Annotated in this window: 19 protein-coding genes and 1 tRNA gene; 12 read left to right on the top strand and 8 right to left on the bottom strand. The window is 73.0% G+C overall.

Annotated features, from left to right (window positions below; genetic code table 11):
- Window positions 1-63 precede the first annotated feature (63 nt).
- On the top strand, window positions 64-1,527 hold the full coding sequence (gene pyk, locus ACYVID_RS11350; protein WP_460737059.1) for a pyruvate kinase: 1,464 nt from the start codon (window positions 64-66) through the stop codon (window positions 1,525-1,527).
- Window positions 1,528-1,560: 33 nt separating this feature from the next.
- On the opposite strand, the gene ACYVID_RS11345 is transcribed toward pyk, so the two are convergent.
- A tRNA-Leu gene (locus ACYVID_RS11345) sits at window positions 1,561-1,633 on the bottom strand.
- 64 nt (window positions 1,634-1,697) lie between these two features.
- Here ACYVID_RS11345 and ACYVID_RS11340 point away from each other — a divergent pair.
- The 5 genes from ACYVID_RS11340 to ACYVID_RS11320 all read left to right on the top strand — a co-directional run bounded on the left by ACYVID_RS11340 (window position 1,698) and on the right by ACYVID_RS11320 (window position 6,520).
- A complete protein-coding gene (locus tag ACYVID_RS11340; RefSeq protein WP_460737057.1) occupies window positions 1,698-2,318 on the top strand; it encodes an ANTAR domain-containing response regulator in 621 nt (206 codons plus the stop codon).
- Window positions 2,319-2,527: 209 nt separating this feature from the next.
- Window positions 2,528-3,841: a branched-chain amino acid ABC transporter permease gene (locus ACYVID_RS11335; protein WP_460737054.1), complete on the top strand. Its 1,314-nt coding sequence runs from the start codon at window positions 2,528-2,530 to the stop codon at window positions 3,839-3,841.
- Window positions 3,842-3,850: 9 nt separating this feature from the next.
- A complete protein-coding gene (locus ACYVID_RS11330; RefSeq protein WP_460737052.1) occupies window positions 3,851-4,831 on the top strand; it encodes a branched-chain amino acid ABC transporter permease in 981 nt (326 codons plus the stop codon).
- Window positions 4,821-5,780 carry an ABC transporter ATP-binding protein gene (locus tag ACYVID_RS11325; protein WP_460737050.1) on the top strand — a complete coding sequence of 320 codons (960 nt, stop codon included), beginning with the start codon at window positions 4,821-4,823 and terminating at the stop codon, window positions 5,778-5,780. Before ACYVID_RS11330 ends, ACYVID_RS11325 begins: the two co-directional genes overlap by 11 nt.
- Window positions 5,777-6,520: an ABC transporter ATP-binding protein gene (locus ACYVID_RS11320; RefSeq protein ID WP_460737048.1), complete on the top strand. Its 744-nt coding sequence runs from the start codon at window positions 5,777-5,779 to the stop codon at window positions 6,518-6,520. The genes ACYVID_RS11325 and ACYVID_RS11320 overlap by 4 nt, the downstream gene beginning before the upstream one ends.
- A 210-nt stretch (window positions 6,521-6,730) precedes the next feature.
- Here the strand turns inward: ACYVID_RS11320 and ACYVID_RS11315 are convergent, their stop codons facing one another.
- Entirely contained in the window at window positions 6,731-7,996 is a 1,266-nt protein-coding gene (locus tag ACYVID_RS11315; RefSeq protein WP_460737046.1) for an ABC transporter substrate-binding protein, read from the bottom strand.
- 191 nt (window positions 7,997-8,187) lie between these two features.
- Window positions 8,188-8,934 (bottom strand): DUF554 domain-containing protein, encoded by a 747-nt coding sequence (locus ACYVID_RS11310; protein WP_460737044.1) that lies wholly within the window; start codon window positions 8,932-8,934, stop codon window positions 8,188-8,190.
- 113 nt (window positions 8,935-9,047) lie between these two features.
- Here ACYVID_RS11310 and ACYVID_RS11305 point away from each other — a divergent pair, with 113 nt between their 5' ends.
- Window positions 9,048-9,623, top strand: a complete 576-nt coding sequence (locus tag ACYVID_RS11305) for a GNAT family N-acetyltransferase (RefSeq protein WP_460737042.1) — start codon at window positions 9,048-9,050, stop codon at window positions 9,621-9,623.
- Between the two features lie 41 nt (window positions 9,624-9,664).
- Here the strand turns inward: ACYVID_RS11305 and ACYVID_RS11300 are convergent, their stop codons facing one another.
- On the bottom strand, window positions 9,665-10,090 hold the full coding sequence (locus tag ACYVID_RS11300) for a PaaI family thioesterase (RefSeq protein WP_300642133.1): 426 nt from the start codon (window positions 10,088-10,090) through the stop codon (window positions 9,665-9,667).
- Window positions 10,091-10,181: 91 nt separating this feature from the next.
- Between ACYVID_RS11300 and polA the strand changes: the two genes are divergently transcribed.
- The gene (gene polA / locus ACYVID_RS11295) at window positions 10,182-12,872 is read left to right on the top strand and encodes a DNA polymerase I (RefSeq protein WP_460737040.1); all 2,691 of its coding nucleotides are present in this window, start codon (window positions 10,182-10,184) and stop codon (window positions 12,870-12,872) included.
- 57 nt (window positions 12,873-12,929) lie between these two features.
- On the opposite strand, the gene ACYVID_RS11290 is transcribed toward polA, so the two are convergent.
- On the bottom strand, window positions 12,930-14,225 hold the full coding sequence (locus ACYVID_RS11290) for a lipopolysaccharide biosynthesis protein (protein ID WP_460737038.1): 1,296 nt from the start codon (window positions 14,223-14,225) through the stop codon (window positions 12,930-12,932).
- A 59-nt stretch (window positions 14,226-14,284) separates the two neighbouring features.
- Here ACYVID_RS11290 and ACYVID_RS11285 point away from each other — a divergent pair, with 59 nt between their 5' ends.
- Complete coding sequence (locus ACYVID_RS11285; RefSeq protein ID WP_460737036.1) at window positions 14,285-16,057, top strand: hypothetical protein; 1,773 nt, start codon at window positions 14,285-14,287, stop codon at window positions 16,055-16,057.
- 48 nt (window positions 16,058-16,105) lie between these two features.
- Window positions 16,106-16,261: a hypothetical protein gene (locus ACYVID_RS11280; RefSeq protein ID WP_300642121.1), complete on the top strand. Its 156-nt coding sequence runs from the start codon at window positions 16,106-16,108 to the stop codon at window positions 16,259-16,261.
- 110 nt (window positions 16,262-16,371) lie between these two features.
- Here ACYVID_RS11280 and ACYVID_RS11275 read toward each other — a convergent pair whose 3' ends face one another.
- Complete coding sequence (locus ACYVID_RS11275; protein ID WP_460737034.1) at window positions 16,372-17,565, bottom strand: glycosyltransferase family 4 protein; 1,194 nt, start codon at window positions 17,563-17,565, stop codon at window positions 16,372-16,374.
- 26 nt (window positions 17,566-17,591) lie between these two features.
- Between ACYVID_RS11275 and ACYVID_RS11270 the strand changes: the two genes are divergently transcribed.
- Window positions 17,592-18,344 carry a class I SAM-dependent methyltransferase gene (locus ACYVID_RS11270; RefSeq protein WP_460737032.1) on the top strand — a complete coding sequence of 251 codons (753 nt, stop codon included), beginning with the start codon at window positions 17,592-17,594 and terminating at the stop codon, window positions 18,342-18,344.
- Window positions 18,341-22,576, top strand: coding sequence for an alpha-(1->3)-arabinofuranosyltransferase domain-containing protein (locus tag ACYVID_RS11265; RefSeq protein WP_460737030.1), 4,236 nt, complete (start codon window positions 18,341-18,343; stop codon window positions 22,574-22,576). The genes ACYVID_RS11270 and ACYVID_RS11265 overlap by 4 nt, the downstream gene beginning before the upstream one ends.
- Here ACYVID_RS11265 and ACYVID_RS11260 read toward each other — a convergent pair.
- Together ACYVID_RS11260 and ACYVID_RS11255 are read right to left on the bottom strand one after the other, a co-directional pair.
- Complete coding sequence (locus tag ACYVID_RS11260) at window positions 22,459-23,682, bottom strand: acyltransferase family protein (RefSeq protein WP_460737028.1); 1,224 nt, start codon at window positions 23,680-23,682, stop codon at window positions 22,459-22,461. The genes ACYVID_RS11265 and ACYVID_RS11260 overlap by 118 nt on opposite strands.
- Complete coding sequence (locus ACYVID_RS11255) at window positions 23,679-25,541, bottom strand: hypothetical protein (RefSeq protein ID WP_460737026.1); 1,863 nt, start codon at window positions 25,539-25,541, stop codon at window positions 23,679-23,681. The genes ACYVID_RS11260 and ACYVID_RS11255 overlap by 4 nt, the downstream gene beginning before the upstream one ends.
- Between the last annotated feature and the right edge of the window lie 75 nt (window positions 25,542-25,616).

Raw genomic sequence — 25,616 nt, 5'->3', positions numbered from 1 at the left:
GTCTTTGCCGTTCCCGGGCGACGAACACCTTAGATCGATCCAAGGAGTCGCTAGGGTGGGTGCGTGCGTAGAGCCAAGATCGTCTGCACCCTCGGCCCGGCCACCTCCTCCCCGCGGAGGATCCGTGAGCTCGTGTACGCCGGGATGGACGTCGCCCGCCTCAACATGAGCCACGGCAGCCACGAGGACCACGCCGAGGCCTACCGGCTGGTCCGCGAGGCCGCCGACGCGAGCGGGCACGGGGTCGGCATCTTCGCCGACCTCCAGGGCCCCAAGATCCGCCTCGAGCGGTTCGCCGAGGGTGCCGCGCAGCTGCGTCGCGGTCAGGAGTGGACCATCACCACCCGCGACGTCGAGGGCGACGACCGGGTCTGCGGCACGACGTACAAGGGGCTGCCCGGCGACGTGGCGACCGGGGACCCGATCCTCATCGACGACGGCAAGATCCGCCTGCGGGTCCTGGAGGTCGTCGACGGCACCGACGTGCGCTGCGAGGTCCTGGTCGGCGGCCGGGTCAGCAACAACAAGGGCATCAACCTGCCCGGCGTCGCGGTCTCGGTGCCCGCGCTCTCGGAGAAGGACGAGGCCGACCTGCGCTTCGCGCTGTCGCTCAGCGTGGATTTCGTGGCGCTGTCGTTCGTGCGAGACGCGCAGGACGCCGAGGACGTGCGCCGGATCATGCGCGAGGTCGGCGTCATGGTCCCGGTCATCGCCAAGATCGAGAAGCCGCAGGCGATCGAGAACCTCGACGAGGTGATCGCCGCCTTCGACGGCTTCATGGTCGCGCGCGGCGACCTCGGCGTGGAGTGCCCGCTGGAGGAGGTCCCGTTCCTGCAGAAGCAGGTCATCCGCAAGGCGCGCCTCAACGCCAAGCCGGTGATCGTGGCCACCCAGATGCTCGAGTCGATGATCGGCAACCCGCAGCCCACCCGGGCCGAGACCTCCGACGTCGCCAACGCCGTGCTCGACGGCGCCGACGCGGTGATGCTCTCGGGGGAGACCAGCGTGGGGGAGTACCCCGTCCACACCGTCGAGACGATGGCGCGGATCATCGCCGCCACCGAGCTGCACGCCCTGGAGAGCGCGGTGGACGGCGGGCTCGCCGAGATCGACTGGGACCCCCACACCAAGTCCGGCGTCATCGCCAAGGCCGCCGCCGAGGTCGCCGAGCGGGTGCACGCCAAGTACGTCGTCGCCTTCACCCAGTCCGGGGACTCCGCCCGTCGCATGTCCCGGCTGCGCGGCTCGATCCCCGTGCTGGCCTTCACCCCCGAGGACCAGGTGCGCTCCCAGCTGTCCTTGTCGTGGGGGGTGGAGACCTTCAAGACCGCCGAGGTCGAGCACACCGACGAGATGGTGCGCCAGGTCGACGACCAGCTGCTCAGGATCGGCCGTGTGCAGGAGGGGGACCTCGTGGTCATCATCGCCGGGGCGCCCCCGGGCATCCCGGGCTCGACCAACGCCCTGCGCATCCACAAGATGGGCGACGCGATCAACGAGGTCGCCCCCGCCTACCGCCGCCACTGAGCACGCGGCGCACGCACCTCGCTGCGTGGTCGGTGCCCCGGGTGGGATTCGAACCCACACTGGACGGTGTTTGAGACCGCTTCCTCTGCCGTTGGGATACCGGGGCCGGGCGAGGGTGGACGCTACCCGAGGGACCTACGTGTGCGGGCGCGTGCCCTACCCTTTCGGTCGTGAGCGACCCCGCAGCGCAGGCAGCCGGCACGACCCCCCGCACCGTGGTCATCGCCGAGGACGAGGTCCTCATCAGGATGGACCTCGCCGAGATGCTGGCGGAGGAGGGGTACGACGTCGTCGGGCAGGCCGGGGACGGGGCCCGTGCCATCGAGCTGGCCGAGGAGCTGCGCCCGGACCTGGTGATCCTCGACGTCAAGATGCCCGTGCTCGACGGGATCTCCGCCGCCGAGTCGATCGCCCGGCAGCGGATCGCGCCGGTGATCGTGCTGACCGCCTTCTCCCAGCGCGAGCTCGTGGAGCGGGCCCGGGACGCGGGCGCCATGGCCTACCTGGTCAAGCCCTTCTCCCAGTCCGACCTGGTGCCGGCGATCGAGATGGCGTTGAGCCGCTTCGCCGAGCTGCGCGCCGTCGAGGCGGAGGTGGCCGACCTCAGGGAGCAGCTGGAGACGCGCAAGGTCGTCGACCGGGCCAAGGGTGTGCTGCAGGAGCAGCTCTCGCTGAGCGAGCCCGAGGCCTTCCGGTGGATCCAGAAGACCGCCATGGACCTGCGGCTGTCGATGAAGCAGGTGGCCGAGGGCGTCATCTCCCACGGCCCGGCCATCGCCGACGGTGCCTGATCGCCCCGTTTGGGACTCGCTTGAGTAACGGCACGGTGACGGCGTGCCGCCGCGGTCACGGGTGGTCACCCGAACGTGTAGCCTTCCCCCCCGTGTGGCCCACCTCACGCGGTGCGGGTCCGGACGTGGACCCCCGCCGAACCGATGTGGTGGTGCCCCGACGTGTGCAGTGCAGAGTCAGTCCAGAGGCACGGAGGACCGAGAGCTCCATGAGATCAACGACCAGGCTGGGGTGGCCTGCCGCGCACCGCGCCCTCGCCCTGCTCCTGCTGGCCCTGGGCATGCTCGCGCTCCTGGGCCCGGTGCAGGCGTCGGCGGCCGAGGACGACCCCTACAAGATCGCCGGCAACGTCCAGTTCGAGGGCGAGGCGATCGAGGGCGTGACCATCACCGTCGACGGTCCCGGTGGGGCCCAGGTGGTCGAGACCGGTCCTGACGGCCGGTGGAACGTCGGCGTCCCGGAGGCTGCCGAGTACACCGTCACGCTGGACGTCGACACGCTCCCCGAGGGTGTCACGCTCGACGACCCCGAGGACGACTCCCCGGAGACGAAGGAGGTGACGCCCAACGTGCCGTTCGCACCGAAGGCGGTCAACTTCTTCATCGGTGAGGGCGACCGCGAGTCCACCGCGTTCGGGGCCCAGCTGGCCCAGCGCCTGGTCCAGGGCATCAACTTCGGCCTGATGCTCGGTCTCGCCGCGGTCGGTCTCTCCCTGGTCTACGGCACGACCGGCATCTCCAACTTCGCGCACGGCGAGATGGTCACCTTCGGTGCCGTGATGGCGCTCTGGATCGGCGGCACGGCGTTCATCGGCGCCTCCCTGTGGATCGCCCTGCCGGCGGCGATCCTCATCAGCGGCCTCTTCGGGCTGCTGATGGACGTGGTGGTCTGGCGACCTCTGCGGCACCGCTCCGTCGGTGTCGTGCAGCTGATGATCGTGAGCATCGGGCTGTCGCTGGCGATCCGCTACCTCTTCCAGTACTTCATCGGGGGTGGCACCGAGCAGCTGCCCGGCTCCTCGCCCGAGCGCATCGACATCGTCGGTCCGATCCGGATGACCAAGGTCGACCTGATCTCCATGGGCATCGCGATCGCCGTGATCGTGGCCTTCGCCCTGTGGCTCCTCTACTCCCGGCTGGGCAAGGCGACCCGGGCGATCTCCGACAACCCCGGCCTGGCCGCGGCGTCCGGCATCGACGTGGACTTCGTCGTCCGGGTCGTGTGGGTCGTGGCCGCCGGCCTCGCCGGCCTCGCCGGCATCCTCTACGCCTACTACCGGCCCGGCATCAAGTGGGACATGGGCACCCAGGTGCTGCTGCTGATGTTCGCGGCCGTCACCCTCGGAGGCCTCGGCACGGCCTTCGGCGCGCTGATCGGCGCACTCATCATCGGCATCATCGTCGAGACGTCGAGCCTGTTCATCCCGGCCGACCTGCGGTTCGCCTCCGCCCTGGCGATCCTGATCATCATCCTGCTGGTCCGGCCACAGGGCCTCCTCGGCCGTCGCGAGAGAATCGGATAGGAACCCGACATGGACTGGAGCCAGATCCTCAACCAATCCGCGTCGTCGATCCTCTCGACGACCACCATCGCCTACGCCTTGGCGGCAGTCGGCCTCGGTGTGCACTTCGGCCAGGCCGGCCTGCTCAACATGGGCGTCGCCGGCTTCATGGCGGTCGGTGCCTACGGCTACGCCATCTCGATCCTCAGCTTCGGCTTCCCCTGGTGGCTGGCCGCGATCACCGCGCTGTTCGCCTCGGTGGTCTTCGCGCTGATCCTCGGCATCCCGACCCTGCGGCTGCGCGGTGACTACCTGGCGATCGTCACCATCGCCGCGGCCGAGGTGCTGCGGCTGCTGCTGCTGACCGTCGCCTTCGACGACGTGACGGGCTCGGCGGACGGCCTCTTCGGGTACGGCGGCAGCTTCAACGACGCCAACCCGTTCCCCGAGGGGGACTACGGGTTCGGGCCCTGGCAGTTCAACGAGACCGAGCTGTGGCCGGTGGTCGTCGGCATCGTCCTGCTCGTCCTCGCGGTCCTCCTGGTCTGGGCGCTCATGCGCAGCCCGTGGGGCCGGGTGCTGCGCGGCATCCGCGAGGACGAGGACGCCGTGCGCGCCCTGGGCAAGAACGTCTTCGCCTACAAGATGCAGGCGCTGGTGCTGGGCGGGGTGATCATCGCCGCGGGCGGCATCGTCTACACCCTGGGCTCCAACGCCAGCCCGGGCGTCTACGTCACCTCGCTCACGTTCTTCGTCTACACCATCGTCCTGCTCGGTGGCGCCGCGACGATCTTCGGCCCGGTGCTCGGCTCCGTGCTCTTCTGGGTGCTGCAGTACTTCCTGAGCAACCTCATGCCGGCCCTGGTCGACGCGGGGGTGCTGCCGTTCATGACCGCCAACCAGGCGGGCATGGTCCGGTTCATCCTCGTGGGCGTCGGCCTGATGCTCCTGGTGGTCTTCATGCCCCAGGGCATCATGGGCAACAAGAAGGAGATGACCTTTGTCAAGTGACGCAGCGGTGCCGCGCGCCAAGTCCACGGGCCTGCACCAGGGCCAGGCCGCCCCGGGGTGTGCCAAGGTCGACCCGATCCTGGTGGCCGACGGCGTGCGCCGCACCTTCGGAGGCATGACGGCCGTCGACGTCGAGCACGTCGAGATCCCCAGGGGGGCCATCACCGCCCTCATCGGGCCCAACGGCGCCGGGAAGACGACCTTCTTCAACCTGCTCACGGGTTTCGACACGCCCGACGCCGGCACGTGGTCCTTCGAGGGCCGCTCGCTGGCGGGTGTCCCCGCCTACAAGGTCGCCCGGATGGGCCTGGTCCGCACCTTCCAGCTCACCAAGGCCCTGGGCCTGCTCACGGTGCTGGAGAACATGAAGCTCGGTGCGACCGGGCAGCGCGGCGAGCGGTTCTTCCCCAGCCTCCTGCCCAGTATCTGGCGGGGCCAGGACGACTCGATCGAGCAGCGGGCCCACGAGCTCCTGGCCCGGTTCAAGCTCGACACCAAGGCTGCCGACTACGCCGCCAGCCTCTCCGGTGGGCAGCGCAAGCTGCTGGAGATGGCCCGGGCCCTCATGTCCGAGCCCAAGCTGGTGATGCTCGACGAGCCGATGGCGGGCGTGAACCCGGCGCTGACGCAGTCGCTGCTCGACCACATCCTGGGTCTGAAGGACCAGGGCATGACCGTGCTCTTCGTGGAGCACGACATGCACATGGTCCGCCACATCGCCGACTGGGTCGTGGTGATGGCCGAGGGCAAGATCGTGGCCGAGGGCGACCCGTCCTCCGTCATGGCCGACCCCGCCGTCATCGACGCCTACCTCGGTGCGCACCAGGACGTCGACCTCGGTGTCGTCACCGGCCGGGTCGCTGGCACCTCGCCGCAGCAGGCCGATGACGTGCGCGACCAGATCGAGGCGGAGGCCCTCGAGGAGCTCGAGCAGGAGGAGAACCGGTGAGTGCGGCAGTCCAGGAGACCCGGAAGCCGGTCGTCGTCGTCGACGACGTCCACGCGGGCTACCTGCCCGGGGTCAACATCCTCAACGGGTGCTCGCTCACGGCCTACGACGGCGAGCTGATCGGCATCATCGGTCCCAACGGAGCAGGAAAGTCGACCCTGCTCAAGGCCATCTTCGGGATGGTCCAGGTCCGCGAGGGGTCCATCTCCCTCGAGGGCCAGGACATCACCGGGCTGAAGGCCAACAAGCTGGTCAGCAAGGGCGTGGGCTTCATCCCGCAGACGAATAACGTCTTCCCCTCGCTGACCATCGAGGAGAACCTGCAGATGGGGCTCTACCAGAACCCCAAGGTCTACTCCGAGCGCCTGGAGTTCGTCACCGGGATCTTCGCCGAGCTCGGGAAGCGGCTCAAGCAGCGAGCCGGCTCGCTGTCGGGCGGTGAGCGCCAGATGGTCGCGATGGGTCGGGCCCTGATGATGGACCCCAAGGTGCTGCTGCTCGACGAGCCCTCGGCCGGCCTCTCGCCGGTGCGCCAGGACGAGGCCTTCATCCGCGTCTCCGACATCAACAAGGCTGGGGTCACCTGCATCATGGTCGAGCAGAACGCGCGCCGCTGCCTGCAGATCTGCGACCGCGGCTACGTGCTGGACCTCGGGCGCGACGCGCACACCGGGTCCGGGCGCGACCTGCTCGACGACCCCAAGGTCACCGAGCTCTACCTCGGCACCCTGGGCACCTAGGCAGGAGCGCCACCACCGCAGCCACGACGGCCCGGGTCCCATGGGGACCCGGGCCGTCTGCTGTCTCCTCCCGCAACACGTGCGGCGCCGCGTCACGTCCGGGGGTGGTCCTGGGGCGACGAGAGCGGCCGGGGAAACGACGAACGGCCCGGGACCCTCGCGGGTCCCGGGCCGTTGCCGGTGCGTCAGACGACGCGGGTGACACCCAGGTCAGCCGGTGAAGGCGCTGTAGGTGTTGTCCTCGCCGTACTGGTAGATGCCGATCGTGGCGTCCTGCGGGTCGCCCACCTCGTCGAAGGTGATGGGCCCGGAGATGCCGTCGTAGTCGGCGGTGCCGCCACCCAGGATGATCTCGGCGCAGTCGGCGAAGGTCTCGCACTTCTCGCCCTCGCCGGTGCCACCGGAGACCTCCTGCAGCTTGGAGGCGATGTCGGCCGGGTCGGTCGAGTTGGCCTCGAGCGCGGCGAGCGCCAGCAGGTTCACGGCGTCGAAGGACTCCGCGGCGTAGCTGAACTCGTCCAGGCCCTTCGGGAACTGGCCCGACTCACGCGCGTAGGCGTCGAGGTCCTCGGTGAAGTCGGTGAGGGAGTCGATCGACAGGCCGGGCAGGGTGCCCTTGGCACCGGTCAGCGAGCCCTTGGGGAACTGGTCGCCGAAGTTCGACAGGTTGCCGTCCACGAAGTAGAGGTTCTCGGACGGGAACTCACCGAAGAGGCTCGGCAGGATCGTGGCGACCTCCTCGAAGGTGATCAGCGCGATCGCGTCCGGGTCGGCCGCGAGCACCGCGTTGACCTGGGAGTCGAACGAGGTGTCGCCGGTGTTGTAGGTCTCCATCGCGACGACCTCGCCGCCGGCGCCCTCGAAGGCCTCGGTGACGTAGCGGGCCAGGCCGGTGCCGTAGGAGTCGTTGAGCACGATCATGCCCAGCGTCGACGCGCCGTCGGCGGCGATCACGTTGCCCAGCACGTCGCCCTGCAGCACGTCGGAGGGCGCGGTGCGGAAGTAGAGCCCGTCGTCCTCGTAGGTGGTGAAGGCGTCGGAGGTGTTGGCGGGGGAGAACTGGATGACGCCCGCGTCCACGACCTGGTCGATGAACTGCAGCGAGGTGCCGGACGAGGCGGCACCGATGATCGCGGAGACGTCCTCGCCGAGCAGGCGCGGGATCTCGGACTCGTAGGCCTTGTTGTCGGTGTCGCCCGAGTCGCCGTAGATGATCTCGAGGTTCAGACCGGTGTCGGCCTCCTCGATCAGCGACGCGGCGTACCCGACGCCGGCCTCCTCCGGGGGGCCGAGGAAGGCCAGGTTGCCGGTCTGGGGCAGGGCGGTGCCGAGCTTGAGGTCCAGGTTGACCTCGCCGGTCGCGGCGGGAGTGTCCTCGCCACCGTCCTCGGCGTCGCTGTTGTCCTCGCTGCCGCACGCGGCCAGCACCAGCATGGCCGAGGTGGCTACCGCGGCGAGGCGCATCGTGTGGGTCATCCGCATAGTGGTGTCTCCGGATCCTTGACTGATCTCTCCCTGCCCCGGTCGGGCATTGTGGGCACACTAGTGAACGGAGGGTGCCTGCGGGGGGCGTTGCAGGAGCGAGGCGCGGATGTGCCCGAAACGTAACAATTCGGCTGCGACCGGCCCGAACGCCCCAGGTGGGGCGCCGTCACGCCCGAGTGGGGTCAGCGCAGGGCCACGACGAGGGTGGTCAAGAGCGGGGCGACGAGCAGGGCGGGCAGGAGGTCGGCGACCGCGATCTCGCGGATCCGGAGCAGTCGGAGGGCGACCCCCACCAGCAGGACGCCGCCGGTGGCGGTCACCGCGGCCAGCTGTGCGGCAGGGAGCACGTCGCCGAGCACCGCGCCGAGCAGGGTCAGCGAGCCCTGGACCGTGACCACGGTGATCACGCTGGCGGCCACGCCCCAGCCGAAGGCCGCCGCGAAGGCGATGGCGGCGAAGCCGTCGAGCGCCGACTTCAGCAGCAGCTGGTCCGCGCCGTCGCCGAGACCCTCCTGGAGCGAGCCCAGGATGGTGAGGGGGCCGGTGCAGAAGACCAGGGAGGCCACGACGAAGCCCTCGACGAACCGGGCGCGGTCCGCGGAGCTCCCGCTGCCCACGAGCCGACGCTGGACCCAGGCGCCCAGCCGCTCCACCCCCTGCTCGAGGCCGAGCAGCGAACCGGTGATCCCACCGACGAGCACCGCGCCCAGCACGATGAGCATCGGCGCAGCGTCCCCGACCGCGCCGGAGAGGTCGGGGGAGAGGACGGCCATCGCCGAGGTGGCGGCGATGAGGAGGGTGACCAGGCCGAGGCCGTCGGTGACGAGGTCCCGGGTCCGCACCGGCAGGCGGTTGCCCAGCAGCACCCCGATCCCGCAGCCCAGCAGCACGGTGACCACGTTGACCAACGTGCCGGTTCCGACGACCACATCTGCTCCTGGAGGTAAAGACCGGACTGGCCCGGTGTCGCGCAGGCCGGGACCGAGCGTAATCTTGGGCGGTCCCCCGGCTTCCCCCGCTCTCCCGGCAAGGCAGGTGCTGCATGAGTCGTCCTCTGGTGCAGCTGCGCGGCGCCGAGGTCGAGGACGCGCTCTTCCTCGCCGAGGTCTGGGCCGACGCCCTGCGGCGCGGCGACCGGCAGGAGCAGGTCAACGACCTGGAGCTGGTCATCAAGGACTCCCTGGACTCCGCGGAGCAGCGGATCCTGGTCGCGGAGGTCGACGGCGTCCCTGCGGGTGCCGTCCTGCTCCGGGTCACGACCCTCACCCCGCTCAACCTCGAGCCGGTCGTCCAGGCCGTGTCCCCGCACGTGCTGCCGGAGTTCCGTCGCCGTGGTGTCGGCCGGATGCTCGTCGAGGGCGCCGTGGCGTACGCCGAGGAGCTGGGCGTGGCCCACGTCGCGACCGGGGCCCAGGCCGGCTCGCGCGACGCCAACCGCTTCATGGCCCGCTTGGGCCTCGGGCCGCACGCGGTGCTGCGCGTGGCGCCCACCCACGTGGTGCGCAGCAAGGTCGAGGCGCAGCGCCCGCCGATGGAGCGCCACCGCGACCGCGCGCGGGTGCAGCTGCTGGCCGCCCGACGCTCGCTGCGCCGCCAGCAGGCCGAGCAGCAGGACTAGGCGACCGGCAGGACCGGCGCTGCGAGCAGCCGCCGGACCGGCTACATCCCGACCTTCTCCTTGGGGACGAGCGCGCAGGTGATGCGGCTGGTGCACAGCCGCTTGCCCCGCTCGTCGGTCACGACGATCTCCCAGGTGGCGCTCGTGCGGCCGAGGTGGGCCGGCGTCGCGGTCCCGGTCACGATGCCCGAGGTCGCGGAGCGGTGGTGGGTGGCGTTGATGTCGACGCCGACGGCGACCCGGTCGGGGTGGGCGTGGATGGCCGAGCCGATCGAGCCCAGCGACTCGGCGAGCGCGATCGAGGCGCCGCCGTGGAGCAGGCCGTAGGGCTGGGTGTTGCCCTCCACGGGCATCGTGGCCACGATCCGCTCCGGGCTGACCTCCACGAGCTCGACACCGAGCTTCTCGTTCAGGCCACCCATGCCGTGGGGCAGGGAGGCGAGGTACTCCTCGATGCTCTCGCTCATGCGCACAACGTAGCCCCGCCGCCGAGCGCCTCCCGGTCAGGGTGGGACCAGGGTGTCTCGCGGTGTCGGAGGTGGCGACTAGGTTGGACCGGTGCCCGAGACGACGTCCCGCCCCCGGCTCCTGCTCCTCGACGGCCACTCGCTGGCCTACCGCGCGTTCTTCGCGCTGCCGGTGGAGAACTTCTCCACCACGACGGGGCAGCACACCAACGCCGTCTACGGCTTCACCTCGATGCTCATCAACGTGCTGCGCGACGAGCAGCCGACCCACGTGGCGGTCGCCTTCGACGTCTCCCGCCAGACCTTCCGGCTGCAGGAGTACTCCGAGTACAAGGCGAAGCGGAACAAGACGCCCACGGAGTTCTCCAGCCAGCTGCCGCTCATCGAGGAGGTCCTGGACGCGCTCAACATCCCGTTCCTGAAGAAGGACGGCTACGAGGCCGACGACATCATCGCGACGCTGGTGACCGAGGCGCTGGCGGAGGAGGACATGGACGTCCTCATCCTCACCGGCGACCGCGACTCCCTGCAGCTGGTCACCGACCGCTCCACGGTGCTCTACCCCATGCGCGGCGTCTCCGACCTGGCGCGGATGACCCCGGCCGCGGTGGAGGAGAAGTACGGCGTCCCCCCGCACCGCTACCCCGAGCTGGCCGCCATCGTGGGCGAGACCTCCGACAACCTGCCCGGGGTGCCCGGGGTGGGCCAGGGCTTCGCGGCGCGGTGGCTGACGACGTACGACGGGCTGGACGGCGTGATCGACAACGCCGACAAGATCACCGGCAAGAAGGGCGAAGCGCTGCGCGAGCACCTCGGCGACGTCATGCGCAACCGCCGGCTCAACGCCCTGGTGCGCGACCTCGACCTCGAGCTGCACCCGCGGGACCTGGCCCTGCGGCCGTGGGACCGGCAGGCCGTGCACCAGCTCTTCGACGGCCTGGAGTTCCGGGTGCTGCGCGACCGGCTCTTCGAGACCCTGACCTCGGAGGAGGAGATCGACGACTCCGGCTTCGAGCTGGCCGGCACCCGGCTGGGCGGCGACGAGGTCGCCCCCTGGCTGGCGGAGCACGCCCGCGCCCGCACCGGTGTGAGCGTCCAGGGCACCTGGCGCGCCGGGACCGGCGAGGTCTGGTCGCTGGCCCTGGCCACCGACGACGGGTCGGCGGCCTGGTTCGACGCTGCCGAGCTCACCGTGGGCGACGACGCGGCCGTCGCCGCGTGGCTCGCCGACGCCTCCGCACCGAAGGTCCTGCACGACGCGAAGGGCCCGATGCTCGCGCTGGCCGCACGCGGCTGGCCGCTGGCGGGCCTGCAGAGCGACACCGCGCTGGCGGCCTACCTCGTGCGGCCCGACCAGCGCTCCTACGACCTGGCCGACCTCACGCTGCGTTACCTCAAGCGCGAGCTGCGCCAGGGGGTCGCCGACGACGGGCAGCTGAGCCTCGACACCCTCGACTCCGACGAGACCTCCGGCGCCGCGGAGACCGCGATGCTCAACGCCCGCGCGGTCCTCGACCTGGCCGAGGCGCTCGACACCGCGGTCGAGGAGCACGGCGGCACCGAGCTGATGGCCCGCGTCGAGCTGCCGCTGGTGCACCTGCTCGCCACGATGGAGACGGTCGGCATCGCGGTCGACACCGACCACCTGGAGTCGTTGGAGGCGCACTTCTCCACCGAGGTGCGCCAGGCGGCCGAGGAGGCGTACGCCGTCATCGGCAAGGAGATCAACCTCGGCTCGCCCAAGCAGCTGCAGGTGGTGCTCTTCGACGAGCTGGACATGCCGAAGACCAAGCGCACCAAGACCGGCTACACCACCGACGCCGACGCCCTGCAGGCGCTCTACGTCAAGACCGAGCACCCGTTCCTGCTGCACCTGCTGCGGCACCGCGACGTCATCCGGCTGCGCCAGACCATCGAGGGCCTGCTCAAGACCGTGGCGCCCGACGGCCGGATCCACACGACGTTCAACCAGACGATCGCGGCCACGGGCCGGCTCTCCAGCACCGACCCGAACCTGCAGAACATCCCGATCCGCACCGAGGAGGGGCGGCGCATCCGCGAGGCCTTCGTCGTCGGCGAGGGCTACGAGTCGCTGATGACGGCCGACTACAGCCAGATCGAGATGCGCATCATGGCCCACCTCTCCGAGGACGCCCTGCTGATCGAGGCCTTCCGCTCGGGCCAGGACTTCCACTCCATCACGGCCGCGCGCGTCTTCGACGTGCCGGCCGACCAGGTCTCGGTGGAGCAGCGGGCCAAGATCAAGGCGATGAACTACGGCCTGGCCTACGGCCTGTCGGCGTTCGGCCTGGGCCAGCAGCTCGGGATCGAGCCGGGCGAGGCGCGCGGGCTGATGGACGAGTACTTCGAGACCTTCGGCGGGGTGCGCGACTACCTCGCCGGGGTGGTCGACGAGGCGCGGCGCACCGGGTTCACCGAGACCCTGCGCGGGCGCCGCCGCTACCTGCCCGACCTGACCAGCGACAACCGCCAGCGCCGCGAGATCGCGGAGCGGATGGCGCTCAACGCCCCCATCCAGGGCTCGGCCGCCGACCTGATCAAGGTCGCCATGCTCGACCTCCAGGACGGCATCGCCGCCGAGGGCCTGCGCTCGCGCATGCTGCTGCAGGTCCACGACGAGCTCGTGCTCGAGGTGGCCACCGGCGAGGGCGAGCGGCTCGAGGCCCTGGTGCGCCAGCACATGGGTGGTGCCGCCGACCTCCTCGTGCCGCTGGACGTCTCGGTCGGCACCGGCCGCTCCTGGCACGAGGCGGCGCACTAGCGAGGACGCGACGCGCGTGTCGAGACCCGGTCGATGTCCGGAGACGTCCTGCAGACCTCAGGCTTCGACCGGCACCGGCTCCTTGAGCCGCCAGAGACTGATCAGCAGCAGCGCGAGGAAGAGCGCCCCGTCGACCGCGACGACGATCGCGGCCAGGCTGCCGAGGTGCGCGGCCTGGCTGCTGAGGACCACGAGCGCCACCACCGCCAGCCACACGAGGTACGTCGTGCGGGTGCCGCGCCGGGCCAGCACCGAGTAGACCAGCAGCTGCAGCATCGCCAGCAGGGTGCCGAGGACCGCGAAGACCCACAGCCGCGACTCGACGTCGGCGTACTCCGCGCCGCCGACGAAGACCATCGCGACTCCGCTGAGCAGCCACGCCGCGAGGGTGCAGAAGACGCCGAGCAGCGCCACGAGCGTGAGGCTGCGCAGCAGCGCGCGGCGGCGCTGCGCCGGGGTGGACATCGCGGGGAAGGCGACGACGACCACGAACTGCGGGAGGAACAGCACGGCCTTGGTCAGGATCAGGCCGGCGGCGTAGAGGCCCGCCTCACGGTCGTCGAGGACGTTGCGCGCCACGACGATGTCGAGGTTGGAGAGCACGAAGAAGGCGAGCAGGGCCAGCGACGCGGCCCCGGTCTCGCGCACGACGAGCCGGCCGGTGTGCTCCGCGCTGTGCCGGTCGGCGTCGCGGGCGTGCAGCCCCGGGCGGCGCAGGGCCAGCCAGCCGACGAGGGCGGGGGCGAACATCGCGAGCATGACGCCGAGCATCGCCGCGGACTCGGTGGGGGAGACCACGATGCAGGCGGTGCCGACCACGACGCGGGCCAGGCCCATCGCGAGGTAGACCCCGGCCAGGGAGAACCACCGGCGCTCGCCCTGCAGCACCCCGGACTGCCCGCCCATGATCGTCAGCGGGACCGCCGAGACGGCGAGCAGCACCGCTGGGACGATGCTGTCCAGGCGCAGCACCGTGTGCACGACGGGGGAGAGGACCAGCATGAGCAGGCCCAGCCCCAGAGCCGCGCGGTAGGTGACGCGCAGGACCATCCGCTCGATCTGGCCGACGTGCTCGGGCTCGGCGGAGATCCGGCGCGCCCCGGTGGCCTGGAGGCCGAGCTGCAGCACCGCCACGACCATGAGCAGCGCCATGAGCGAGGCGACCGCGCCGTACTGGGTGGGGCCGAGCAGGCGTGCGGCGATCATCTGGAACGCGTACGTCGCGACGTTCATGACCGCCATGGCGATCGCGATGCCGGCGCTGCTGCGCAGGAGGTCGCGCAGCGGGGGCAGCCGGGGCTGGCCGTGCTGCCCGCCCGAGGCGCCCGAGGCCTGCGCTGCGGTGGTCGTCACCCGTCGAGCGTAGGTGAGGCGGGGCCTCGCCGGGGCCGCGGGCGTGCTTTGCTCTGGGGGTGACGCCGCCCGACCCGCCTCCCCGGTGGGTGCGGGCCGTCCCGGCGGCGTGGTCCTCGCTGCTCGCGGTGCTGCTGCTCGGCCCGGCTCTGGGACCGGGCTACGTCCTGTCCTTCGACATGGTGTGGGTCCCGGACCTGGTCCTGCGCGCCGACGTGCTCGGAGTCGGCACCGGCCTGCCTCGCGCGGTGCCCAGCGACGCGGTGGTCGCGGTGCTCGACGAGGTGCTGCCCGGGGCGCTGCTCCAGGACCTGGTGCTGCTCGCGGCACTCGTCGTCGGGGGACTGGGGGTCGACAGGCTGCTCGTCCCGCTCGACCTCGGGCTCCCCGCGCGGCTGGCGGGGCTGACCCTGTGGCAGTGGAACCCGTACGTCGTGGAGCGGCTGGTCCTGGGGCACTGGCCGGTGCTCGTGGCCTACGCCGCGCTGCCGTGGGTGCTGCACGGCGCCTCGCGCTGGCGGGTGGAGGGTCGTTGCCCGGCGTGGCTGCTGCTCCTGGTCCCGCTGGGGAGCCTGAGCGTGAGCGCCGGGCTCGCGACCTCGTTCGCCCTCCTCGTGGTGTTGGTCGCCGGCCGCGCGCCGGTGCGTCGGGTGCTCGCGGCCGCGGTGCTGGCCCTCGCGGCGCAGGCGCCGTGGTTGGTCTCCGGGCTGCTGCACGCGGGCGCCGCCGTCACCGACGGCGAGGGCGCTGCGCTCTTCGCGCTGTCTGACGAGGGGGTGCTGCCGGCGCCGCTGGCCGCGCTCTCCCTCGGTGGGGTCTGGAACGCCGCGGTCGTACCGGACAGTCGCGAGGGGGTGCTGGCGGTCGCCGGGCTCCTCGTGCTGCTGGTGCTGGCCGCGGTCGGACTGGCGTCGCTGCGGCGGAGGCCGGGCACGCCGGCGCGGGCCCTCGCGCGACCGCTCGCGGTGCTCTGGCTGGTCGGCTGGGGCCTCGCGGTGCTGACCTGGGCCGCACCCGGGGCGGTGGGTGACCTCGCGGAGGTGCTGCCTGGCGCCGGGGTGCTGCGCGACGGTGCGCGCCTGCTGCTCCTGTGCGTCCCGCTGCTGGTGCTGCTCGTCGCCCTCGCGGTGGACGAGGCGGCCCGTCGACTGGGCACGGTGCGGCTGCCCGCCCCGGCCGTGGTCGCGCTGCTCGGGGTGCTGGTGCTGTGGCCGGTGACGGTGCTGCCGGACGCCGCGCTCGGGGTCGCGGGGCGGCTCGACGCCGTCGAGTACCCCTCGTCGTACGCCGGTGCGCGCGCGGCGCTCGAGGAGGCGGCGCCCGACGGGGACGTGCTGGTGCTCCCGCTGTCCAGCTACCGCGCGCCGGACTGGAACAACGGACGCCCGGTCCTCGACCCGCTCCCGCGCGTGCTCGTCCCGGTCCCGGTCGCCTCCGACGACCTCGTCGTCGACGACGTGACCGTCGCCGGCGAGGACCCGCGGGTGCGCGACGCGCGGGTCGCGCTCGCCGAGCCGGACCCGGCCGCCCGCGCCGTCGCCCTGGGCCGGCTGGGCATCGCCGCGGTCGCCGAGGACCTCATGGCGCCCGGGCTGCGGGCCGAGGTGGCAGGGGAGCAGGTGTGGGCCGACGAGCGGCTGCGGGTGCTGGTCCTGCCCGAGGCCGAGCCGCGCAGCATCCCGACCGGGTGGGTCGCCGCCATGGGCCTCGCCTGGGCGGCGTACCTCGCAGTCGCGGCCGCCGGTCTCGTCCTCGCCCTGGTGCGTCGGCGCCGTGGGACCGGCGGATCTCGTGGGGCCACGCACCCGATGCGCCGGAATTTGTCCGGATAGCCCGGCGGACTGCTACGGTTTTCCTACCTTTGAGGGAGGGTCAATAACGTGGGAACCATTCTTGGCACCGTGGCGGCGATGATCGTCGGCGGAGCGGTCGCAGCAGTGACCGTGGTCGGCGTCGTGTCGTCGCAGACGAGCCCGCAGGGGGACTCCCCGGCGAACGTCAACGCACCCGTCGTGCAGTACGGCGCCACGCAGTAGCGCCGTAGCACCACCGCATCAGGCCGGCAGCCCTCGAGCTGTCGGCCTCGTGGTGTTCCCGTAAGGGCCGTGCCGACCGCGGGGGCTCGTGACCTCGTGGGGCACGAGCGCTACGCGCGCCGCGGACGGCCCCACGGCCGGGTGGCGCCCGGGTCGTCGGCGTCGGTGATGCGCCCCTCCAGCCGCGCGGCGACGACCGAGGCGAAGGAGAGCTGGCTCTGGGTCCAGGTGAAGCGGTGACTCACCTCGAGGGCCCCGGCCGAGAGCCGTCGGCGCAGGAGCTCGTCGGTCAGCACCCGGCGCAGCGCCTCGGTGAAGTCGGCCTGGCTGTCGACCAGCAGGCCGGAGTGCCCGTCCTCGATCGACTCCTGGGTGCCGCCGGCCGCGCGGTAGGCGACGGCCGGGGTGCCGTGCATGCCCGCCTCGCCGATGACCAGGCCCCACCCCTCCTTGAGCGAGGGCAGTGCCAGCACCCAGGCCCGCTCGTAGACCTCGTGCTTGTGCTCCTCGCTGACGTGGCCCTCCAGGACGACGCAGTCCGAGGCCCCCCTCCCCGCGACGTACGACGCCAGCTCGGCCTCCCACCAGCCCGACCCGACCACGTGCAGGGTCAGCCCCGGGACCTCCTCGCGCAGGGCCACGACCGCGTCCACGGCGTGCTCGACCTGCTTGTGGGGCACGAGACGACCGACGACCGCGACCATCGGCGTCGGGCTCTTGCCCGGGTCGACCGCCTGGTAGGGGTCGGTGCCGTTGTGCACGACCGCGATCCGGTGCGCGTCGACTCCGAGCTCGACCAGCTCGGCCCGCGTGGCGCGCGAGACCGCGACGTACTGCTCGTGGCGGTAGAGCCGCGGCGCCAACCAGCGCTCGATCCACCAGCCGACCCGGCCGGTGAGGCCGGGGTAGACGACCGGCCACTGCTCGCGGTGCACGTGGTGGACCAGCACCACCAGCGCGGCGCGGGTGACCAGCCGGGAGAAGAACGGCAGCCCGTTCTGCACGTCGACGACGAGGTCGACCCGACCGTGCGGCCCGTCGAGGTCCCCGCGGCGCAGGGCCCGCATGCCGGCGGCGTACACCGAGAGCTTGCCGCCGCGACGCACGAAGCGGATGCCGTGGCGGACCTCCTCGGGCGGGGCCGCGGCGTGGGCGGCACAGAAGATCGTGACGGTGCAGCCGCGCTCGACCAGGCCGTCGGCCATCTTCTCGAGGTAGCGCTCAGCGCCGCCGCCCTCCGGGTTGGCGGTGTCGCGCCAGCTCAGGAAGACGACGTGCCGACCCTCCAGCGACCCCTCGTCCATCCGGGCGACCATATATGGTCCGGGGCGTGCCAGCCGCGTCCGCAGAACCCTTCCGCGCGACGCTGCGGCGCTCGGTGCACCTGCTGCGGGAGTTCCGCCACGAGCAGCCTGACCCCGCCCGGTTCTACACCGCGCTGGCCCAGGACTCCGCCGCCCAGGTCGAGCACTACGAGCCGCTCGAGGGGCGGCTGGTCTTCGACGTCGGTGGCGGTCCCGGCTTCTTCCGCGACGCCTTCCGGGAGCGCGGCGCGACCTACCTCGCGCTCGACTCCGACGTCGGCGAGCTGTCCGGTCTCGGCGACATCGCCGCCGGCACCGTCGTCGGCAGCGGGATGCAGCTGCCCGTCCGCAGCGGCAGCGTCGACGTCTGCTACTCCTCCAACGTGCTCGAGCACGTGCCCGAGCCCTGGACGATGGCTGCCGAGATGGTCCGCGCGACCCGACCGGGCGGCCTGGTCTTCATCAGCTACACCGTGTGGTTCGGACCCTGGGGCGGCCACGAGACCGCGCCGTGGCACTTCCTCGGCGGCATGCGGGCCCGGCGCCGCTACGCCCGCACGCACGGCCACGAGCCGAAGAACCGGTTCGGCGAGTCGCTGTTCGCCGTGACGGTGGCGGCCGGTCTGCGCTGGGCCCGCGAGCAGCAGGCGGCGGGCACCGTCGACGTCGTGCACCTGACCCCGCGCTACAACCCGTGGTGGAGCCGCTGGTTGCTGCGCGTCCCCGTCGTGCGCGAGCTCGTCACCTGGAACCTCGTCCTGGTCCTGCGCAAGCGATGAACCGCTTCACCCTCCGCCTGCTGGCCGGCTGCGGCCTGCTGGTGGGACTGGCCTTCACCCAGGACCCCGGCTACCTCGTCGCGGACACCAAGTTCGACCTCGTCGCGGCCCCTGCCGACTTCCTCCAGCGTGCCCTGCACCTGTGGGACGGCGAGGGGGCCCTCGGCCAGCTGCAGAACCAGGCCTACGGCTACCTCTTCCCGACCGGGCCGTTCTTCCTCGCCGGCGTCCTGGCCGGCCTCCCCGGCTGGGTCGTCCAGCGGCTGTGGTGGGGACTCGTGCTGGCCGTCGCCTTCGCCGGCGCCGCGCGCCTGGTGCGGGCCCTCGGGGTGCGCAGCGACCTGGCCTGCCTGCTCGCCGGGGCGGCCTACGCGCTGTCGCCGCGGATGCTCACCACCCTGGGCCCCATCTCCAGCGAGAGCTGGCCGATGGCACTGGCCCCGTGGGTGCTGCTGCCGCTGGTGGTCGGCTCGGAGCGGGGGAGCCCGCGGCGCGCGGCCGCCGGCGCCGGGCTCGCGGTCGCGCTGGTGGGCGGCATCAACGCCGCGGCCGCCTTCGCCGTCATCCCGCTGGGCGTGGTCTGGCTCCTGACCCGCACGCCCGGCCCGCGCCGTCGCGCGCTCGTGCTCTGGTGGCCGGTCTTCACCCTCGTCGGCACGCTGTGGTGGCTGGTGCCGCTGGTCCTCATGGGCGCCTACAGCCCGCCGTTCCTGCAGTGGATCGAGACCGCCTCGGTCACCACGTTCCCCACGACGCTGGCCGACGCGCTGCGCGGCACCTCCAACTGGGTCGCCTACGTCGACACCACCTCCCGCGCTGGGCGTGACCTGCTCACCACGCCGTACCTCGCGCTCGACGCCGCCGTGCTGCTCCTCCTCGGGTGCGCCGGCCTGATGCTGCGGAGCAACCCCCACCGCGCGTTCCTCGTGCGGGGGTTGCTGCTCGGGCTGCTGCTGGTGACGCTGGGCCACCAGGGCTCCGTGGCCGGGTGGGGCGCCGCGACGCTGCAGGAGCTGCTCGACGGGGCGCTGTCCCCGATCCGCAACGTCCACAAGTTCGACCCCGTGGTGCGGCTCCCGCTGGTCGTCGGCCTGGCGTACGTCGTCGACGCGCTGCGCGCCCGGGCCGGTGCCGCCGGGGCCACGGCCCCGCGCGCGGAGCGGGTCAACCGCTGGGTGCTCACCGCCACGGCGGTCGCCGTCGTCGCCGCGGGTGCCGTGCCCGCCCTGGTCGGCCGGATCGCCCCGGCCCAGCCGGTGGTGGCCGTCCCGGGCTACTGGGGCGCCGCCACCAGGTGGCTGGAGGAGCGGGCTGTCGAGGACGGCGACGCCACCGCGCTGCTGGTGCCGGGGTCGACCTTCGCCCGCTACCAGTGGGGCTCTCCCGACGACGAGCCCGCGCAGTGGCTGGCCGACTCCCGGTGGGCCGTGCGCAACGTGGTGCCCCTGGTCCCGGCCGGGGGCGTGCGGACGCTGGATGCCGTCGAGCGGCGGCTCGCCGAGGGCCGCGGGTCCGCGGGGCTCGCGCAGGCGCTGGCCCGGGCCGGCGTGCGCTACCTCGTCGTGCGCAACGACCTCGCCCGTGCCGACGACGTCCCGGACCCGCTCCTCGTGCGCCAGGCGCTCCAGGACTCGCCGGGGCTCGCGATCGCCGAGGCCTTCGGGCCGGTGCTCGGCGGCGAGGCCCGGCTCGAGGGCGTCGACGGCGACCGGGTCGTGGTCGGCGGTGGCTGGCAGGCGCGCTACCGCGCGGTGGAGGTCTGGGAGGTCGACGGCGCCGACCGGGCCGTCCTTGCCGAGGACCTGCCCGTGGTCGTGGGCGGGCCCGAGGACCTCGCCGACCTGGGCGACCTCGACGTCCTCGACGAGCGGCCGTCGGTGCTCGCCGTCGACCTGCCGGAGGACCTGGCGGGGGAGCAGGCCGCCGACCTGCGCGCCGCCCTCGGCCCGCTCGTCCTCACCGACGGGCTGCGGCTGCGCGAGCACGCTTTCGCCCGCATCCACGACGGTGACTCCGCGGTGCTCACCGGGTCCGAGCCCCGCCGCAACGGCAACCCGACCCGCGACTACCTGCTCGGCGACGAGACGCAGGACCACGACCGGTGGTCGACCCGCGCGGTGCTCGAGGGCGTGGCCTCGGTCGACGCCTCCTCGGCGGGCGCCTTCGCCGACGCCTTCGGTCCCGTGCGTCGTGGCGAGCACCCGTGGGCCGCTCTCGACGGCGACCCTGCCACCGCGTGGCGCACCGCGCGGCTCGCGGCCGGCCAGGCGTGGTGGGAGGTGCGGCTGGACTCCGCCCGCAGCCTGACCTCCGTGCAGGTGACCGGCGGCCCGGACGCCGCCGAGGACCAGCGCATCCGGGTCGTCACGGACGCCGGCACCACCCAGGAGCTGCCGCTCGGACCGGGCCAGACCCGCACCGTCGCCCTCGACCCCGGCAGCACGACCCGGCTGCGCGTGGAGGGGGTCGTCGACGACCGGCCGCTGTCGCTGGCCGAGGTCGACCTCCCCGGGGTCACGGTCTCCCGCCCCTGGGCGCTGCCCACCCTGCCCGAGGAGTGGCTGGCCGTGTGGGACCAGCCCGACGCCATCGCGCTGCGGGCCGACCGGGACGCCCGGTCCGGCTGCGTCGTCGTGGGGGACCTGCGGCGCACGCGGCAGGAGGTGCGGTGCGCCGCGCGCGAGGCCGTCGCCGACGAGGAGCCCGGCGGGATCGACCGGCTGGTCACGCTCGCCGGCCCGGCGTCGTACGACGAGGTGGCGCTGCGCGGGCGACCGCGACCCGGCCCCGCGCTCGACGCCCTGGTGGTGGAGGGTCGCGCCATCGCGGCGCGCGCCTCCAGCACGGCCGTCGAGGACCCGCGCGCCGGTGCGCTCGCCGCCATCGACGGCGACCCGGGGACCACCTGGATCGCCGACGCCGAGGACCCGTTCCCGACCCTGGACGTCTCGTGGCTGGAGGAGCGCGACGTCACCGCGCTGCGGGTGCGCCTGGACCCCGACACCGCGGCGGCCCGACCGTCCCGGGTGCGCCTGACCTGGCCCGGCGGGACCCGCGTGGTGGCCCTCGACGAGGGCCGCACCGAGCTGGCGGCGGGGGTCGTCACCGACCGGCTGACGATCCAGGTGCTCGACACCGAGCCGACACGTGACCTCGGCTTCGACGGCCAGGGCCGCCCGGTGGGCGCGGGCATCGGAGAGCTGCGACTGCGCGGCGTGCCGTTCGAGCCGCTCAAGCCGTCCTTCGAGACCCAGCGCTACGCCTGCGGCACCGGGCCCGACCTCGAGGTCGCGGACCGGGAGCTGCGCACGCGGGTCCTCGCCTCACCGGCACAGCTGCTGCGCGGCCAGGAGGTGGACCTGCTCCCGTGCGGCACCGAGGCCCGCGACGACCGCACCGTCACGCTGCCCGCGGGCACCACCCGGGTCCGGCTGCGCGACAGCGACGCCGTCGAGGCGACCTCCGTGGTGCTGGGCGCCCTGCCGTCGGGACCGGAGCCGGTCGCGCTCTCGGGCCGTGCCGAGGACGCGCGTCGGACCTTCGAGCTGCCGTCGGGCGCCGGCGGGGTCCTGGTCTCGCGGGAGAACACCAACCCCGGCTGGACCGCGCGGCTCGACGGCACCCTGGAGCCGCTCACCGTCGACGGCTGGCAGCAGGCGTGGCTGGTCCCGCCGCCCGCCGACGCCGCGCCGGGCGCCGACGCCGAGCGCACCGTGGTCGCGACCTTCAGCCCCGACACCCCCTACCGCCTCGGCCTGCTGCTGGGCGGCCTGGCCCTCCTAGGGCTCCTCCTGGGCACGCTGCTCACGCTGCGCCGCCGCCAAGCAGACAACCAGCTCGATGGCCAGCGCGACGGTCCGCCGGCCCTGCGCGCGCGCCGCCACGGACCAGCGGTCGCGGTAGGTACCGCGCTCGTCGCCGCCGGGCTGCTCGCCGGCACCACGGGCGCCGTGGTCGCCGCGCTCACCGCCCCGCTGGCGCTGCTGCTGGCCCGCCGCGCGCGCGACGCAGCACCGTGGGTGCTGGCGTCCCCGCTCGTGGCGGTCGGTGCGGCGTACGCCGTGCGGCCGTGGGCCGACCCCGACGGCTGGGCCGGCACCCTCGCCTGGCCGTCCTACCTCGTGCTGGTGCCGCTGGTCGGGGCGCTGGTGCTGGCGGGTGACCCGGGCCGGCGGCGGCTGAGCGGGTGGCGCCCCTTCAGGCGCAGCGCCGGCCGCTCGACCAGCCGGTAGGCCAGCTCCGCGGCCAGAAGGCTCACCGCGGTGGTCAGCAGCCACAGCGGCCAGAAGGGGGCGGTGAAGACGTCCCACGCGGTCAGGGCCACCACCAGGTGCAGCACCGGCACGTGCAGGCAGAACAGCCCGTACGACGTGTGGCCCAGGTGCCGCGCCGCCGGGTGCAGCAGGATCCGGTCGAAGACGGCCGGCTCCGCGGGAGGGTCGCGCAGCGCCGCAGGCAGCACGACCAGGCCGCCGATGGCGGCGTACAGCAGGTTCTTGGTCAGGGCCTCGGCGTCCGTGGCGGGAGCGAGCACCAGCGGGCCGGCCAGGGGAGTCGTGCAGACCAGCAGCAGCCCGAGTGCCAGCAGCCAGCACACGCCCGGCTGGGCCGCCAGCGTGCGCAGCCCGGCGACGACCCGCCCGCCGCGGCCGGCGCGGTGCAGCACCGAGGCCAGGGCCAGGCCGATCCCGACCGCGAACCAGTCGAGGTAGCCCGGCAGCCACTGCGGCGTGGCCATCATCCGGTCGCCGCCGACCCGGGCGGCCCCGTCGAGGTGCCACCACACCGAGACGACCACCAGCACGCCCAGGGCTGCCAGCAGCCTGGCAGGGCGCAGCCGCCGCCCCACGGCCACGAGCATCAGCAGCGGCAGCAGCAGGTAGAAGTGCAGCTCGACCGCGAGGCTCCACATGTGCGTGAGTCCTGCGGGGAAGGTGGGGTCGACCAGCGTCGAGGCCAGGAGGTAGGTCGCCACGCGGTCGCCCCAGCCGAGCTCGGCGTTGGCGTCGATGAGCGCCAGCGCGAGGGTCGCGGTCACGACGTACACCGGCAGGATGCGCAGCGCGCGCTTCCACAGGTAGTGCCCCGTCGCTGGAGCCGGGCGTCCCGCGAGGGCCCGCACCAGCCACCCGCGGGAGAGCAGGAAGCCGCTGAGCACGAAGAAGAGCGCGACACCGACGTCGAGTCGGGCGATCAGTGCGCCCACGGTGCCGTCGCGCTGGTAGCTGGCCGACCAGAACCCCACGTGCGTGGTCAGCACCGCCAGCGCCCCCACGGCGCGCAGTGCGTCGACGTGCGGGAAGGTCTCGTCCACGACCTCGGGCGGGGCGACGGTCACCGGTCCTCCTCCAGCTCGCCGACCTCGATCTCGTCGACGCAGAGCGTCTGACCCGCGGGCAGGCCCCCGAGCTCCACTGCGTCGAAGGCCCCCTCGACGCGCACGAGCACCTCGCCCAGGCCCTGGGTGACGGGCGCGAGCACGGGCTCCGAGTCGGCCACGACCACCTCCACCTCGCCGTCGAACGATGACAGGTAGCCGATCCGCAGCCACCACACGAGGTCGATGGTGCCCTGCTCGAGCGGGATCGCGCGCGGGGACTGGCGGATGCGCCAGCCGCAGGACTCCTCCGGGCCCGGTTCGCTGGTGGTGACGGGGTCGACCTGCGCCCGCACGACCGAACCGTCCTCGTCCAGCAGGTGCAGCTCCGCGCTGGCCTCGGGGAAGCGTGCGTTGTCGACGAGCAGCGGCAGGAGGTACGGCGTGGTGTTGCTCGGGAAGACGAACCCGGCCATCACCGAGGACGGGACGACCTGGTCCACCAGATCGGTCGCCCCCTCGCCGGCCAGGTCCAACTGCGCGGTCGTGAGGTAGTCGCGACCCGGGTTGTCCTCGTGCCAGGTGGCGACGTAGCGCCACGAGGAGCCGATGCCGCCCAGGGCCACCACCGCCGCCAGGACCAGGGCGAGCGGTCGCCCGGTCCGCGCGAGCCGGCCGTCCTGCGTCCCGGGCCGTGGGGCACTGGAACCGGGAGCCCCGCGCACCTCGAGGGTCGCCAGGCCCAGGCACAGCACCGCCACGGGCAGCACGTCGGTGAGGTAGCGCAGCTCGGTGCCGATGACGCCACCGACGATCTGCGCCCGACTGGTGAGCACCAGGAGGTAGGCGACGAGGACGTAGCCGCCGAGCAGCACCCACGCCCGGCCCGTGCGCACGCGCAGGCGCGCCAGCGCGACGACGAGCAGCACCAGGGCCGCCCAGCTCGCGACCACGGCGGCCAGCGGCGGGTCGGCGGTGCTGACCGGGGGATTGGCGGTGGCCCAGCGCCACGGTCCGCCCAGCAGCCCGGTCGGCAGCGAGGTCAGCAGCATCTCCCGGGCCAGGTCCCACGCGACGGAGTCGCCGCCGTCGTCGAAGGGTTGCGAGACCCGGGCGGAGTAGTAGGCGGCGTACGCCGCGGCGAGCGCGCCCAGCGCCAGCGCGGCCGGCCAGGCGCGGCGCAAGGCCTGCCGCACCCGGCGCACCGGCCCGCCCTCGACGAACCAGCCGAGCAGCAGCGCCGCGAGCACCAGCAGCACCAGCGCCGTCTTGACGTACGCCGCGAAGCCGAGCACCAGCAGCCCTCCGGTGGCCGCGAGCCAGCGCAGGCGGCCGGTGCGCAGGTAGGTCACCCAGGTCGCGACGCAGGCCCACATCACCGCCTGCAGCGGCACCTGGTTGAGCGCGGCCGCCCACCACATCGTCGCGGGCAGCACCAGGACGGAGGTGAGGTAGACGCCCAGGAGCGCCAGCACCGCCGGTCGGGCACCGAAGAGCGTCACGAGGGCGACCAGGCAGGCCGCGCCGGCCAGTGCCGAGGTCACGACCGTGCCGGTCGCGGCCACGGCCCAGCTCTCCTGGCCCGACGCCGTCGCCAGCCACACCAGGGCCCGCCCCAGGGGCATCAGCTGGGAGTCGAAGGGCTCGAGGAGGTCCAGCGGGGACGTCGTCGCGAGGGCGTCGCGGGCCAGGCGGTGGTCGTCGGTGTAGAACCACGAGCCGTAGAGCGCCCAGGCACGTCCGGCGGTGTGGAGCGCCACCAGCAGCAGGCCGACGATCCAGACCGTCTCCGCGGTGCGGGACCCCTCTGCGGGCCCGACCGCTGCGTCGTCGGGGCCTCCCGCGCCCTCCCGCGGGCTCTCCGAGTCCTCCGTCAGCACGGCGCGAGTGTGGCACAGCGGCGCGCCGGAGGATCTGCGGACTTGTGGCGGATGCCACGAAATCCCGCGCGGTGC

This window comes from Nocardioides ginkgobilobae (assembly GCF_054781275.1).
This window is presented reverse-complemented; position numbering and strand designations above follow the sequence as displayed.

Coding starts and splice junctions, on each gene's coding strand:
- ACYVID_RS11335 (WP_460737054.1), top strand. CDS start 2,528: ATGAGATCAACGACCAGGCTGGGGTGGCCTGCCGCGCACCGCGCCCTC.
- ACYVID_RS11330 (WP_460737052.1), top strand. CDS start 3,851: ATGGACTGGAGCCAGATCCTCAACCAATCCGCGTCGTCGATCCTCTCG.
- ACYVID_RS11315 (WP_460737046.1), bottom strand. CDS start 7,996: ATGACCCACACGATGCGCCTCGCCGCGGTAGCCACCTCGGCCATGCTG.
- ACYVID_RS11305 (WP_460737042.1), top strand. CDS start 9,048: ATGAGTCGTCCTCTGGTGCAGCTGCGCGGCGCCGAGGTCGAGGACGCG.
- ACYVID_RS11300 (WP_300642133.1), bottom strand. CDS start 10,090: ATGAGCGAGAGCATCGAGGAGTACCTCGCCTCCCTGCCCCACGGCATG.
- ACYVID_RS11275 (WP_460737034.1), bottom strand. CDS start 17,565: ATGGACGAGGGGTCGCTGGAGGGTCGGCACGTCGTCTTCCTGAGCTGG.
- ACYVID_RS11265 (WP_460737030.1), top strand. CDS start 18,341: ATGAACCGCTTCACCCTCCGCCTGCTGGCCGGCTGCGGCCTGCTGGTG.